The organism is Pseudoduganella sp. GW821-FHT12E03, from assembly GCF_058807115.1.
The window spans coordinates 239423-253878 of sequence record NZ_JBXAQJ010000007.1 but is presented as its reverse complement, the minus strand read 5'-3'; the positions used below and the strand labels follow the sequence as shown (position 1 = coordinate 253878).

Annotated in this window: 12 protein-coding genes; 7 read left to right on the top strand and 5 right to left on the bottom strand. The window is 63.0% G+C overall.

The window, feature by feature from the left end:
• Positions 1-11: 11 nt before the first annotated feature.
• Both AC1RRC_RS19220 and AC1RRC_RS19215 read left to right on the top strand, forming a co-directional pair.
• Complete coding sequence (locus tag AC1RRC_RS19220) at positions 12-140, top strand: hypothetical protein (RefSeq protein ID WP_493057128.1); 129 nt, start codon at positions 12-14, stop codon at positions 138-140.
• 24 nt (positions 141-164) lie between these two features.
• On the top strand, positions 165-437 hold the full coding sequence (locus AC1RRC_RS19215) for a hypothetical protein (protein ID WP_493057127.1): 273 nt from the start codon (positions 165-167) through the stop codon (positions 435-437).
• Positions 438-483: 46 nt separating this feature from the next.
• Here the strand turns inward: AC1RRC_RS19215 and AC1RRC_RS19210 are convergent, their stop codons facing one another.
• The 3 genes from AC1RRC_RS19210 to AC1RRC_RS19200 all read right to left on the bottom strand — a co-directional run bounded on the left by AC1RRC_RS19210 (position 484) and on the right by AC1RRC_RS19200 (position 3303).
• Positions 484-1530 carry an RNA-guided endonuclease InsQ/TnpB family protein gene (locus AC1RRC_RS19210; protein WP_493057126.1) on the bottom strand — a complete coding sequence of 349 codons (1047 nt, stop codon included), beginning with the start codon at positions 1528-1530 and terminating at the stop codon, positions 484-486.
• A 78-nt stretch (positions 1531-1608) separates the two neighbouring features.
• The gene (locus tag AC1RRC_RS19205) at positions 1609-1914 is read right to left on the bottom strand and encodes a hypothetical protein (RefSeq protein ID WP_493057125.1); all 306 of its coding nucleotides are present in this window, start codon (positions 1912-1914) and stop codon (positions 1609-1611) included.
• 120 nt (positions 1915-2034) lie between these two features.
• Entirely contained in the window at positions 2035-3303 is a 1269-nt protein-coding gene (locus AC1RRC_RS19200; RefSeq protein WP_493057313.1) for an amidohydrolase family protein, read from the bottom strand.
• Between the two features lie 273 nt (positions 3304-3576).
• On the opposite strand from AC1RRC_RS19200, the gene phaP reads away from it, so the two are divergent.
• From phaP to AC1RRC_RS19180, 4 genes are all read left to right on the top strand, one after another.
• Entirely contained in the window at positions 3577-4251 is a 675-nt protein-coding gene (gene phaP, locus AC1RRC_RS19195; protein ID WP_493057124.1) for a TIGR01841 family phasin, read from the top strand.
• Between the two features lie 231 nt (positions 4252-4482).
• Positions 4483-6252: an ABC transporter ATP-binding protein gene (locus AC1RRC_RS19190; RefSeq protein ID WP_493057123.1), complete on the top strand. Its 1770-nt coding sequence runs from the start codon at positions 4483-4485 to the stop codon at positions 6250-6252.
• Between the two features lie 22 nt (positions 6253-6274).
• On the top strand, positions 6275-8035 hold the full coding sequence (locus AC1RRC_RS19185) for an ABC transporter ATP-binding protein (protein WP_493057312.1): 1761 nt from the start codon (positions 6275-6277) through the stop codon (positions 8033-8035).
• Positions 8036-8255: 220 nt separating this feature from the next.
• Positions 8256-10328: a tetratricopeptide repeat-containing diguanylate cyclase gene (locus AC1RRC_RS19180; protein WP_493057122.1), complete on the top strand. Its 2073-nt coding sequence runs from the start codon at positions 8256-8258 to the stop codon at positions 10326-10328.
• A 57-nt stretch (positions 10329-10385) separates the two neighbouring features.
• On the opposite strand, the gene AC1RRC_RS19175 is transcribed toward AC1RRC_RS19180, so the two are convergent.
• Complete coding sequence (locus AC1RRC_RS19175) at positions 10386-10739, bottom strand: apolipophorin (protein WP_493057121.1); 354 nt, start codon at positions 10737-10739, stop codon at positions 10386-10388.
• A 113-nt stretch (positions 10740-10852) separates the two neighbouring features.
• Here AC1RRC_RS19175 and AC1RRC_RS19170 point away from each other — a divergent pair, with 113 nt between their 5' ends.
• Positions 10853-13063, top strand: a complete 2211-nt coding sequence (locus tag AC1RRC_RS19170) for a molybdopterin-dependent oxidoreductase (protein WP_493057120.1) — start codon at positions 10853-10855, stop codon at positions 13061-13063.
• Positions 13064-13072: 9 nt separating this feature from the next.
• Here the strand turns inward: AC1RRC_RS19170 and AC1RRC_RS19165 are convergent, their stop codons facing one another.
• Complete coding sequence (locus tag AC1RRC_RS19165) at positions 13073-14260, bottom strand: DesA family fatty acid desaturase (protein ID WP_493057119.1); 1188 nt, start codon at positions 14258-14260, stop codon at positions 13073-13075.
• Between the last annotated feature and the right edge of the window lie 196 nt (positions 14261-14456).

Genomic DNA, 14456 nt, shown 5'->3' with positions numbered 1-14456 from the left:
TCGCGGTTTTCATGGGCCGCCACCAGCGCCAGCCAGCAGCCATCGAGGCGCGCAGCAAGCCGCCGTCGTGGCGCGTCTCCAGTCCCAGCGCCATGGCCAGCCGCTGGCCCAGCAAGTTGTTCAACACCGACATGGCGTAGCTGACCGCCAGCAATGCCGGCGCCATGACCAGCCAGCTGCAGCGGCGGCGCCACAGCGCGCGCTGCAACAGCGCCAGCGGCAAAATCCACGCCATGCAGGCGACGAAATACAGGAGGCGGAATTCGGCGGCATATTGCAAACCGATCGCGGGCAACCCCAGGATCACCATGCAGACCGACACCGGCAATGCGGCCAGCACGGGCACCAGCAGTGGCGTTTCGTCTTTAGCGTCCAGCATGGGATGGATCGATTATCAAAAGCACCATTGTAGTGACCACGGGGCCGGTGCTGGTTGAAACAAAGTCGGCAAACTCTTTCCATGTCGTTGACGTCCTCTCCGCCCTAAAGGACGGAGATTCCTGCAGCCAGCGTCGCACGTCCGCGACGGAGAATGTTTATCGCAGCATTGAGATCACGATCATGGAACGCACCGCAATCACTACACTGCCATTCTCTTATTCCAAGGTCTGCGATACCTTTCGGCCGCGAATCGGGCTTGGCGCCACAGTTCGAGCAGATCTGGGTGGTGAAGCGTTCATTCACTTCCTCAAATATGGCGCCATGCTTAACGGCCTTGTACGCCAGTTGCGTGCGAAGTGTCGACCAGCCCGCGTCCAGTACCGACTTCGCCATGCTGGTTTTGGCGAGACCCGCCGCGTTCACGTTGCCGACCACGATTTGGTCGAACTCGCGCACCAGGCGGGTGGACAGTTTGTGCAGAAAGTCATGCCGGCGGTTGGCCGTCTTGGCATGGATGGCTTGAACACGCCGCTTCTTGTGCGCCCGCTGGGCCATGGCCAGCGCCGGCTCGGCCTCGCGGTAAAAGCTGGGCGCAGGTATCCGTTCGCCCGTCGTCAGTTTGGCCAGATCGTGCAACCCCAGGTCAATGCCAACCCGCTGTACGGGCACCCTGGCCGGAGGCTCCGCCAACTCAAGCACAATGTTCAGGAACCAGTTGCCGCGACGGTCACGGGAAAAGTTGGTGCCATCGACAATTTTCCCTTCCGGCAGAGGACGCGAGTGAAACACGCGAAACGTATTGCCTGCGAAGCGAAACGCATTTCCCTCCCGCTTCAGCTCGCGTCCCTTCAATGGCACCCAGCCCAGCGATTTGCGGCCACGGTAACGCAGGTAGGGCTTGTTGGATTGCTTGCGCGACTTTGCGTATTGCTGGCAAACATCGTTGATCGTACCGGAATGCAGCCCAAGCTCCTTGCTGCAACCGGTGGTCAGGTTGATCAAATCAAATCCGGTGTGCCAGCGGCGATTGAAACGCAACGCATCCTTCTGCCTGTCATTGCAGAAATTCCAGACGAGATTCACTTTCCGTGCCTGCTGATTCAGCAAGCCGGTCAGGGATTTCACGCGGTATCGATAGACCAAGTTCATCCCCCTTTGACTATGCGGGTCGGAATTGGTTCCCCATTTAATCGAAAGTGTGTTCGGCGGCTGCGCCGCCGGCTCCTTTCACTCCCCGCCCTGAAGGGCAGGGTTTCTCGGAGCAAAATCTGATGAATAGACCTTGACCGCCTTCGGGTTGCGGGCCTTGGCTTTCGCATACTCGGCATCATCGAGCACCGTCAGCCAGCTGTTGTGCTCCGCCAGGAACAGGCTGCCCAGGGTTTTACCATCCTTCGCGATGAGGGCGGCCTGGAATTGCCGGACCACGTCCTGGATCGCGGCCACGTCGCCAGGCGCGGCAGGTGTGGCGGAAAAAGCCGGCGCTGACAGGCACAGCGCGCAGCACAGCATGAGGGAGCGGATCGGGCGCATACAGGGTCTCCATTGAAAAAAACCTCACGGTACGCGCTACCCGGCCCGCCGTCGCTCCCGATGCGCCGAACCGTGCATGGAATGCGGCAAAGCGATGCCGGCCATGGACGACAAGTGGCGTTACAAGCGGAAATCCACGCTGGCCGGCCGTCCCGGCAAGTGCAGGGTCGCCCCCGTGCGCGGCATTTCACTGATGACCTTGCCGCGCCGCATGACCAGGAGGCGCGCCGCGCGCAGCCGGATCGCCTCCACCGGGCCGGCCGCATCGAGCAACACCAGGTCGGCATAACAGCCGGGCGCCACGCCATAGCCTTCGAGGCCCAGGATGCGGGCCGGGGTGGCCGTCACCGCCGTGAAGCACGCGCGCATCGCGTCCTGTCCCGTCATTTGCGCCACGTGTAAGCCCATGTGCGCCACTTCCAGCATGTCGCCCGAGCCCAGGCTGTACCACGGGTCCATCACACAATCGTGGCCGAACGCCACATCAATGCCGGCCGCCAGCAATTCCGGCACGCGCGTCATGCCGCGCCGCTTCGGATACGTGTCATGGCGGCCCTGCAAGGTGATGTTAATGAGCGGATTGGCTATCGCCGCCACGCCCGCTTCACGCATCAGCGGCAGCAATTTGCTGACATAGTAATTGTCCATCGAATGCATCGAGGTCAGGTGCGATCCCGCCACCCGCCCATGCAAGCCCAGCCGATGCGTTTCACTGGCCAGGGTTTCAATGTGGCGCGACAGCGGGTCATCCGATTCGTCGCAATGCATATCGACCCGTAAGCCCTGGTCGGCCGCGAATTCGCACAGGATGCGCACCGATTGCGCGCCATCGGCCATGGTGCGTTCGAAATGCGGGATACCGCCGACCACATCGACACCCATCGCGATGGCCCGTTTCACATTGGCCAGCGCGGTCGGGCTGCGCAACACGCCATCCTGCGGAAACGCCACCAGTTGCATGTCCAGGTAAGGCGCCACCTTGCGCTTGACGTCCAGCAGCGCTTCGACCGCCAGCAAGCGGTCGTCGCACACATCGACGTGGGTGCGGATGGCCAGCAAGCCGCGGGCGACAGCCCAGTCGCAATAACGCAACGCGCGCTCCACCAGCGCTTCCTGCGTCAAATGGGGTTTTAACTCCCCCCACAACGCAATCCCTTCCAGCAAGGTGCCGGACTGGTTCACGCGCGGCAAACCGTAGCTGAGCGTGGCATCCATATGGAAGTGCGCATCGACGAACGGCGGCGAGACCAGGTCGCCGCCCGCATCGATTTCCCGCGCGCCGCGCAGCGCCAGCGCCGGCCCGACTTCCACGATGTGCTCGCCCCGCACAGCGATATCGACGCCGCGCCGGCCGTCCGGCAAGCTGGCGTTGCGCACCACCACATCCACGTTCACAGCATCCATGCGGTTCCCTCCTGTCCTGGTTGATTTGATTGTAAAGGCAACAACCAGCACAAGCGGACTCGAAAGTAAAATGTTGTTGCTTTGCTGCACTGCATTATGATCATTCCGCATATGCTTGCTGCAACGCCGCAGGCACGCGCATGCTTGTATGGTGCAAGCCGCGACGGTAGTGGAAAAAATAACTTTTCACCGCTTTAAATCACCGCTAGAATGATTTTTATTGCAGCGCAATATAAACGTTTCCCAGGAGAAGTATTGATGAACGCATTCACCGATCAGTTTTCCGCAGCCACTGCGACCGCCAAGTCGCAACTCGAATCCCAACTGAACCTCGCCAGCCACTACGCCAATACCGCCTTCGAAGGTGTGCAGCAAGTGATCGCGCTGAATTTCAGCACGACCCGCGCGTCGGTGGAAAAATCGTCCGCCGTCGCCAAGCAATTCCTGGAAGCCCGTGATCCGCGTGACTTCGTGGTGCAGGCGCCGGACCTGGAAAACCTGCTGTCGTATAGCCGCGAGCTGTACAACATCGCCAGCAAAACCCAGGCGGAATTGCTGGAACTGGTGAAAGACCAGTTCAAGGAAGCCGCCGCAACGGCCGTGTCGGTCGCCGCCAAGCCACTGGCGCTGGCCGCCAAAGTCGCCAACCAGCCTGCGCCGGCCGTCTTTGCAGCCCCTGCCGCACGCAACGAACCGGCCGAAGCGGAAATCGTCGATGCACCGGCAGCCGCACCAAAAACCGCGAAGGTTGAAGCCAAACCGGAAGTCAAAGCGGAAGCCAAAGGCAAGCCTGCCGCCAAACCTCTGGCGGAAGCCGTTGCTGAACTGAGCGGCCACAGCGCGGAAGAAGACAAGCCGGTTGCCGCCGCGGTGGCGGCCGAGCCGACTGAAGCCAAGCCGGTCGTGCTGAAGTCGGTGGCGCCGAAGAAGTAATTCTTTCCACGCTGCTCCCCTCGTAGGGCGGTTTTGCCGAAGGCAAAGCCGCCGTGCGTGCGGTAACGTGGCGCGGTGGTTCCCCGGGCCGCATGCATGGCGGGTTTAAAAAACCCGCCCTACGTGTCCCGGTCATTCCCCCCACGCCCCTCCCCGCCGGATTTGTCCCGCCCCGGCACCAAATTCCCTCCTGATGTATCCTACCGGGCTCGACACAGTCCGAGGTTACCAATGAGTTTATCGAGGCTACTTGCCGGCTTTGTGCGACAGCACTGGCCGGCTTATGCCGCTGCGGCCGCCATGCTTACCGGTGTGGCGCTGATCAGTATCTGGATACCCCGCCAGATCGGCTTGATGATTGACGGCCTGGCCGCGCACACGCTCGACGCGCAAGGCTTGATGCGGCAGCTCGGGCTGCTGCTGTTGCTGGGCGTCGGCAATTACCTGCTGCGCGCGCGCTGGCGCATGACGCTGTATGCGGTCGCCTACAAGCTGGGCGTGGAGTTGCGCACGCGCTTTTATGCGCGGCTGACGCGCCAGGGCCCCGCGTTTTACCAGAACCAGAGTACCGGCGACCTGATGGCGCTGGCCACCAACGATATCGACGCGATTGAAATGACGGCCGGCGAAGCCATGCTGGCGGGATTCGACGGTGCGCTGACGCTGGTGACCGTACTGGGCATCATGATGCTGGGCGTCGACTGGCGCCTGGCCTGCATTGCGCTGCTGCCGTTCCCGCTGATGGCCTGGGCGTTCTGGCACATTTCCAACCACATCCATACCGCATCGGCGGATTCACTGCGGCGCTTTGCCGCGCTGAACGGCCACGTGCAGGAAACCCTGTCGGGCGTGCGCACCCTGCGCGCGCTGGGCCTGGAACAGCGCAGCGCCAAACAATTTGGCGCATTGGCGCACGACGCCCAAAAAGCCAGCCTGTCCGCGCAAGTGTGGGAAGCCGCGTATGAACCGGCGGTCGGTCTGACCCTGACCGCCGCCACCGGCCTGACCCTGGGCCTGGGCGGCTACCTGGTATGGCAAGGCGAACTGACAATCGGCGCCCTGACCAGCTTTTCCATGTACCTGGGCCAGTTGATCTGGCCGATGTTTGCCGCCGGCTGGGTGCTGTCCCTGATCGAACGGGGGCGTGCCGCCTATGCGCGCCTGCAGCCGATGCTGGAAGCGCCGCTGGCCATTGCGGACCAGGGCAAGCTGGAGCAGCCGCCCAAAGGCGATTTGGTGCTCGATGGCGTCCGTTACGCGTATCCGGGCGCGGCCACGGGCGTGCACGCGCTGATTGATATCCGCCTGCGCCTGAAACCGGGCCAGACCCTGGGGCTGGTCGGCGCGACCGGCTCCGGAAAAACCACCTTGCTGCGCGTCTTGCTACGCCAGCTGACGCCGCAGCAGGGCCAGGTGCAGTGGGGCCAGCACGCCATCAGCGATTACACTTTGCGCACCCTGCGCGGCGCGATCAGCTGGGTGCCGCAGGAATCGTTTTTGTTTTCCGCCTCGATTGCCGACAACATCGCGCTGGCCAAGCCGGGCGCGACCCGCGCGGAAATCGAACATGCGGCGACGTTGGCCGCCATCCACGACGACATTTTGCTGTTCCCGCAGGGCTACGAAACCGAAGTCGGTGAAAAGGGCATCACCCTGTCAGGCGGCCAGCGCCAGCGCGTGGCGATCGCCCGCGCGCTACTGGCCAACAATGGCCTGCTGCTGCTCGACGATGCGCTGTCCGCCGTCGACACCGGCACGGAAACCCGCATCCTGGAACACCTGGAAGCGTTACGGGTCGCCGGCCACCAGAGCGGCGCCGAGCGCAGCGCCATCATTGCCAGCCACCGCCTCAGCGCGGTGGTCAACGCGGACCTGATTATCGTGTTGCGCGATGGCCGCATCGTTGAAACCGGCAACCATGCCGACTTGCTTGCGCAGGATGGCTGGTATGCCAGCCAGTGGCGCTACCAGCAACTGGAGGCCAGCATTGAAGCATCCTGACCACGTCTCGTCCTCCGGCCAAATGCGCCAAGCCGCCGGCTTGTTGCACCAGGCCGCCCGGCCCGACCTCGGCCGCCTGCACTGGGCGCTGCTGTGGCTGATGGTGGCGGCCTTCCTGGAAGTGCTGGGTCCGATCGCGGGCAAGGCGCTGATTGACGAGCACCTGTTGCCGCGCCACCTCGACTGGCCACGCATGTGGCTGCTACTGGGTGCGGTCCTCGGCACCGGATGGATCGCCACCGCCCTGCGCTACTGGCAACTGGTCAGCCTGTCCGGGCTGGCCATGCGCTCGGTGCAGCGCTTGCGCGAGCAAGTGTATGGCCACGTGCTGCGCCTGCCGATGGCGTTCTTTGACCGCGCGATTACCGGGCAGTTGGTCTCGCGCGTGACCAACGATACCGAGGCGGTGAAAAACCTGTATGTGCAAGTCTTGTTCGTCATGCTCGACAGCACCATCGTGCTGGTCGGCACGGTGATTGCCATGGCCTGGCTGGACTGGCGCATGATGCTGATCGTGCTGGCGCTGCTGCCGGCCGTGCTGGGGATCGTGTGGTTGTACCAGCGCTGGAGTGCGCCGGCAGTGACCCGGGCGCGCCAGCTGCGCAGTGAAATCAATGGCCAGATGGCGGAATCCATCAGCGGCATGCCGGTACTGCAGGCGAACAATGCGGAAACCCGCTTTGCCGAGCGCTTCAGCAACACCAATGTGGAACACTACACGCAGCGCGTGGCGGAAATCCGCGCCAATGCCTGGCTGCTGCGTCCCGCGCTGGATTTGCTGAACGTGATCTTGCTGGCCGCCGTGATTTACATGTTCGGCCAGCGCGCCATGAGCGCGGCGGAGGTCGGCGTGCTGTATGCATTCATCAGCTATATCGCGCGCGTGATCGAGCCGCTGATCCAGATCACCATGCAATTTTCACAGTTGCAGCAATCGGTGGTGGCGGCATCGCGCGTGGCGACGCTGCTGGAAGAACCGCTGTCGCCCGAGCACCAGGCCGGCGCCATGCAAGGCGGGCCGGCGCCTGCCGTTGCCGGCGCTGTTGTCAACGCCCCCGCCGTCGCCATCGAGCACCTGGCGTTCGCCTATGTCGACAATCAGCCGGTGCTGCACGACCTGTCGCTGGAGATCCCGGCCGGGGCCTTTATCGGCATTGTCGGCCACACCGGCAGCGGCAAATCCACCTTGCTGTCGCTGCTGCTGCGCTATTACCCCGTCAGCACCGGCAGCATCCGCCTGCATGGCGAAGCGCTGGCGTCGATTCCCAACGAACGCTTCCGCAATGAAGTGGGACTGGTGCCGCAGGAACCGTTCCTGCTGGCCGCCTCCGCCCGTGACAATATCGACATGGGCCGTGGTTTGCCGCTGGCGGAAATCGAAGCGGCGGCGCGCGCAGCCCATGCGCACGGTTTTATCGCTGCGCTCGAGCACGGTTACGACACCCCATTGGGCGAAGGCGGTTCGCGCCTGTCGAGCGGCCAGAAGCAATTGATCGCGATTGCCCGCGCACTGGCAGGCAAGCCCCGCATCCTGCTGCTCGATGAAGCGACTTCGCGCATCGATAGCCAGACCGAACAGATCGTGCAAACCGCGCTGCACGAATTGCGCGGCCAGGTCACCATCATCGCCATTGCCCACCGGCTGTCGACCATCCGCGAAGCGGACCGCATCATCGTGCTCAATCACGGCCGCATCAGTGAATCCGGTCCGCATGACACGCTGATGCAAATCGACGGTGGTCTGTATCAGCGCTTGTATCTGTTGCAACAATTGGCGACATGAGCGCATGAACCAATGAAATGTCACGAAAGGCGTTTAACTTCTCACAAAATTGCTTGATTGTCACTGTGGCGGTTTTGTCGAAAATCCGCATCTCCTTGGATTTCTTACCTGCAACAAGAATATAATTGTCTAGACACTTTGCGCGGCTTCCGCGCAAAGACATGCAAAGGACAATCAGTTGGCAGGCTCTCGGGATCGGACATTTACGCGTGGCATGCGGATGCTGGTGGCTGCCTGTGTCTTGTCGCCGGCACTGGCCTGGGGCCAGAATGTCTCCGTCCTTGACGCCGGCATCGCGGAAATCCGCGACCAGGTGCGCTATGTGCCGGAAAAAGCGCTGGTACAACTGCAAAAAATGGAAGGCGCGGCCCGTTCGGCGCCGCCCGCCACCAAAGCGGAATTCCTCGCCCAACTGAGCGGCGCACGGCTGAAACTGGGCCAGAAAGACATCGCGCTGCAACTGGCGGAAGAGTTGATCGCGTTCGGCCGTGCCCAGGGCAATACCGCCATCCTCGCGAAGGGCATGCTGGTCAAGGCGTATACGCTGTCGGGCATGGCCGACGCCAAGAATGCCCACGAGCTGGCATTTGAAGCGGAAAAGCTGGCCGGCCAGACCCAGGACATCCCCTTGCGCGTGCAAGCCACTATCACGTCCGGCCAATCGTACGCCGAACAGGGTAATTACCCCGTCGCGCTGCTGAAACTGCAAACCGCGGTGGAAACCGCGCGCCAGCTGGAAGACCTGTTGCCGCTGGCCACGGCGCTCAATGCGCTGGCCGTGCAGTATGACCGCATGAAGGAGTTCGACAAGGGCTGGGCGGTGCTGGAAGAGTGCGTGCAAGTGGCGGAAAAGCTGAACTCGCCGGGACGCATCGCGCAGGCGCGCCAGACTGAATATGTGCTGGCCATGGATTCGGAACAGCCGCGCCGCGCGCTGGCCGCGCTGCAATCGGGACTGGAAATGGCGCGCAAGATGGGCGCCAAATCGCTGATCGCCGATACCCTGGTCAATATGTCCGACAATTACCTGAAGGAGCACGATTACCAGCGCGTGGTGCGCTATGGCACCGAGTCGCTGGAAGTGGCGCGGGAAATCGGCGACCGCGACACCGAAGCGATTGCCCTGATCAATATCGGCCAGGCGTACATGGGTATGGGCAAGACCGCGGAAGGTAAAAAGCATTTCGAAGCGGGCATGTCGTACTACGAAAAAACCAACAACAAGCCGGAACTGCAAGCCGTGCTGCTGGAATATGGCCAGGCGCTGGAGCGCGCGGGGGATTTTTCCGGCGCGATTGCCGCCTACCACCGCGAACGCGACATCACCAGCGCCCTGTTTGAAAAACAGCGCCAGAAAGCCATCTGGGAATTGCAGGAAAAGTACGAGATGGAAAAGAAGCAGCGCCGCATCGAGCTGCTGAGCCGTGAAAACCAGGTCAAGAGCGCGGAAATCGATAACCGCCGCTTGCAGCAGCGCGTGTGGTGGCTGCTGGCGCTGGTGTTTGCGCTGGCTTCCGCCGTGGTGGGCCTGTTGTACCGGAAGGTGCGCCACGCCAATGCCCAGCTGGAAGTCAAAAACCTGGAACTGAAAGCCCAGAGCTCGCTCGATCCACTGACCTCGCTGTATAACCGCCGCCACTTCCAGGAATACATGCGCGCCCACAATCATGTGGAGCGCCGTGGCCAGGGGGGTGAAGATATCGTGGGCGCGCTGTTCCTGCTGGACGTGGACCACTTCAAGAACGTCAACGACACCTATGGCCATGCAGCCGGCGACCTGGTGCTGAAAATGATCGCGGAAAACCTGCGCGTCGCGCTGCGGGAAACCGACATGATCGTGCGCTGGGGCGGCGAAGAATTCCTGGCCTTCCTGCCGGCCATTCCCCGCAACGGCGTCGATGAAGTGGCGCGCCGCATCCTCAACACGATTTCCTCGCAACAGATCGAGTACCAGAACCATACCTTCAGCGTCAACGTCTCGGTCGGCTTCGCGCCCTTCCCGCTGATCCCCGCCGATACGCCGCTGCCGTGGGAACGGGCGGTCAACCTGGTGGACATGGCGCTGTACCTGGCCAAGGCGCATGGCCGCAACCGCGCCTATGGCGTGCGCGGCTTCGACAACTTCAAGGAAACCTCGATGGAAGCCATCGAGCAAGACCTGGAACGCGCATGGCGCGCCGGATATGTCGAACTGTCCGTGGTACTGGGCGGCACGCCCGATGGCGCGCCACCGGCCGGCACGCATGGCAGCAATGTGGTGCCGCTGAAGCCGGCGTTCAAAGCGGGCAACTGAATTCCCTAAAAACCATCACCGCCGCGCGCCCGTCAATGGCAGCGGTTCCGGTCCAGCTCACTTCTTTTTCGCTTCTTCCTTGGCCTCGCGGGCGGATTCCTGCATTTTTTCGCCCGCTTTTTCCAGCTTCTGGCCCGCCGTTTCCGTCGCGTCATTGATCTTGTCGCGCGTAATGGCTGCGGCTTCCTTCAATTCCCGGCCCGCTTCATGCGCCGCGTCCTTGAGTTCGGCGCCAGCCTGCTTGAGTTCCGTGCCGGCCTGCTTCAGCTCGGCATTGGCCTGCTGCGTGGCTTGATCAATCTTCCGCCCCGCCTCTTCCGCAGGTCCCGCTTCGCGCCGCTGGCAGCCGGATAACACCGCCGCCAACATGGCAATCGCCAGGGCGGCATAAAAGAAATTTGCTGGTTTCATGATTCGTCTCCTGTGGTTTCAAGCATACACCTGAGCTGACGTAATACGATTGACATCGGTGTAACAAAAATTGACAATAGAACGACCGTTCACTTTTATCCCAGGAGCTTGCCATGGCTGCTTGTGCCCACCGTATCTGCCCATTTTGCGAGGCCGCCTGCGGCCTGGAAATCGAACACGACGATGGCAAGGTGAAAAAGATCAAGGGGGACGATGCGGACGTATTCAGCGCCGGCTTCCTGTGCCCAAAAGCCGTCAGCCTGAAGGATTTGCATGAAGACGGCGACCGCTTGCGCACGCCGCTGATCAAGCGCAATGGCCGCTTTGAAAGCGCCACCTGGGACGAAGCGTATGCGGAAATCGCGCGCCGCCTGCCGCCCATCATCAAGCGCGACGGGCCCGATGCGGTGGCCACCGTGCTGGGCAACCCGGTTGCCCACAAAATGAGCCTGATGCTGTATTTCCCCCGGCTGGCCAAGGCGCTGGGCACGAAAAACATGTATTCCGCTTCCAGTGTCGACCAGGTGCCGAAAATGCTGTCGTGCGGCTTGATGTATGGCGGCTGGCTGTCGGTGCCGGTGCCCGATATCGAACGCGGCGATTACCTGCTGATCCTCGGCGCCAATCCGATGGTGTCGAATGGCAGCCTGTGGACCGTGCCGGATTTCCGTGGCAAGGCCAAGGCGCTGCGGGCCCGGGGCGGGCGCATCGTCGTCATCGATCCGCGCCGCACCGAAACCGCCGGCATCGCCGATGAACACCATTTCATCCGTCCCGGCGCCGACGTGTTCCTGTTGCTCGGCATGGCGCATGCGCTGTTCGACGAAAACCTCGTGATGCCGGGCCGCCTGGCGGACCACCTTAACGGGCTGGAAGCGCTGCAGGAAGCCGTGCAACCGTATGCGCCGGAAAGCGTGGCGTCCCGCTGCGGCATCGATGCCGCCACCATCCGCAATCTGGCGCGCGACCTGGCGGGCGCCCAGCATGGCGCCATTTATGGCCGCATCGGCACTTGCACACAGCAATATGGCACCCTGGCGTCGTGGCTGATCGATGTGCTGAACATTCTCACCGGCCACCTCGACGAAACCGGCGGCATGATGTTCCCGAAAGCCGCCGCCTTTGCCGGCAACACGCGCGGCAAGCCCGGCATTGGACGCGGCGTCGCGTATGGCCGCTACCGCAGCCGCGTGTCCGGCGCGCCGGAAGTGGCGGGCGAATTGCCGGTCACCTGCCTGGCCGAGGAAATCGACACCCCCGGCCCGGGACAAGTAAAAGCGCTGATCGCGATTGCCGGCAATCCAGTGCTGTCCGCCCCCAACGGCGCACGGCTGGCGCAGGCGCTCGACGGCCTGGAATTCATGGTCAGCATGGACATCTACCTCAATGAAACCTCGCGCCACGCCGACGTGATTTTGCCCGGCGTGTCGCCGCTGGAAGACGCGCATTACGACGTCACGTTCACGCAATTCTCGCACCGCAACCATGCGCGCTACAGCCCGCCCGTCTTGCCCCGCACGGCGGGCACTCCGGACGAGTGGGAAAGCTTGCTGCGTCTGACCGCCATCGTGCAGGGCCTGGGCCCGGATGCCGATATCGCGCAGCTCGATGATGCGCTGCTGCGCGAAGACCTCGATAAAAGCGTCGGCCCGCTGGCCGCTACCGTGATGGAGATGCTGGCGCCGCAGCGCGGCGTGGAACGGGTGCTGGACCTGGGCTTGCGCAGCGGTCCGTATGGCGACCAGTTCGGCCGTCATCCGGACGGCTTGAATTTGCAAAAGGTGCGCGCCGCGCCGTCCGGTATCGACCTCGGCGCCATGACGCCACGCATCCCGGAAATGCTGCGCACCCAATCCGGCAAGATCGAACTGGCGCCACAGGTGCTGCTCGACGACCTGGCCCGCGTGGCCGCCGCGATGAACGAACCGGCGCCGGAACTGGTGGTCATCGGTCGCCGCCAGCTGCGCTCGAATAACAGCTGGATGCATAATTTGCCGGTGCTGGCCAAGGGCGCTTATCGCTGCACGGCGCTGGTCCATTCGCACGATGCGGCGCGCCTGGGCCTGGCCAACGGCGGCAGCGCGCACCTGCGTAACGGCGGGCGCGCCATCACGGTGCAGGTGGAAATCGACGATGGCATGATGCCGGGCGTGGTCAGCCTGCCGCATGGCTGGGGCCACGATTTGCCGGGCACGCAAATGGCGGTGGCGGCGGAACGCCCCGGCGTCAACCTGAACGCGATCCTCGATGAAAACCTGCGCGATCCGCTGTCGGGCAATGCGGTGTTGTCGGGCATCGCCGTGACGCTGGTCCCCGCCGCCTGAACGGCGACGTCAACCGTACGCATGCAAGCCAAGTGAGAAGTTGCGCAGCGCCTGTATCCCGGACCGTTCCGCCCGGTCGCACCAGTCCACCAGGCAGTCCAGCAACTCCTGCGGCGACGCCAGCTTGGCTTCCCATACCTGGCTTAGTTCCACGCGCATGCGCTGCACATGGGCCAGCCACGCGTACCGGCCAACCAGTGCGGCCAGTGCCTGTTTTTCGGCATCGGAAAGATAGGCCGGTTCGCGCCGCAACAGGCGCTCCGCCTGGCGCCGGGCGCGCGGGTCAATGCGGACGGTGGACTCGCCACGGAGTTCCTCTCGCAAGGTGCGCACCACCATGATGCCAAAACTGCGCATGATATGGTGGCGGCAGGCGCCGACACCGGCAACGGTCTTGCCGGTCAGCGGCAATTGGCGCACCGCCACCGGCGGCCTGGGCAACACGGCCCGTACCCGCGCCAGGCCGAGCGCCTGCAACAGGCGGATATAGCACCAGCCGATATCGAGTTCAAACCAGCGTGCGGCCATCCTGGCCGAAGTCGGGAAGGTATGGTGGTTATTGTGCAGCTCTTCGCCGCCGATGAGTATGCCAACCGGCACGATATTGGTGGCGGCGTGTGGGCCGTCGAAGTTGCGGTAACCGATGTAATGGCCGAGGCCGTTGATGATGCCGGCCGCGCAGACCGGGATCCACAGCATCTGCACGCTCCAGACCGTGGCGCCGATCACGCCAAACATCAGCAAATCGGCCACCAGCAGCAGGCCAACGCCTTGCCACGTGTAGCGGGAATAAACGTGGCGCTCCATCCAGTCGTCCGGCGTACCGGCGCCATAGCGTTGCAGCGTGGCCGCGACGCGCGCTTCGTGACGGTACAGTTCCGCGCCATGGAGCAAGACCTGCCGGATCCCGAACAGTTGCGGGCTGTGCGGATCACCAGCCTTTTCGCAGTACGCGTGATGCTTGCGATGGACCGCGACCCACTCGCGCGTGACCATGCCGGTGGATAGCCATAACCAGAAGCGGAAGACATGGGCCATGGCGGGGTGCAACTCGAGCGCGCGATGGGCCTGGCATCGGTGCAGGTAGACCGTGACCGCGATAATCGAGAGATGCGTGGCCAGCACGGTGTAGCCGATGATCTGCCAGGCATTCCATTGGAAGAGACCGCCGTCGAGCAGTTGGAAGATAGACCCCATCCGCTGCGCCCCCGAAAATTTTCGCCGCAGGCAGTCAGCTGCCCGTCACCACGAGTGTATGCGAGATCGGTACGGTACGTCGAAGCATTGGCGCGCGGCATTCAACCGATCGTGCTAGGTGAAGCGACGCCATGCGAGTACCGTTAACGATACCGACGCAAAGCCGCCCGCGATGATGCGAGGAACGCGCCGTGGC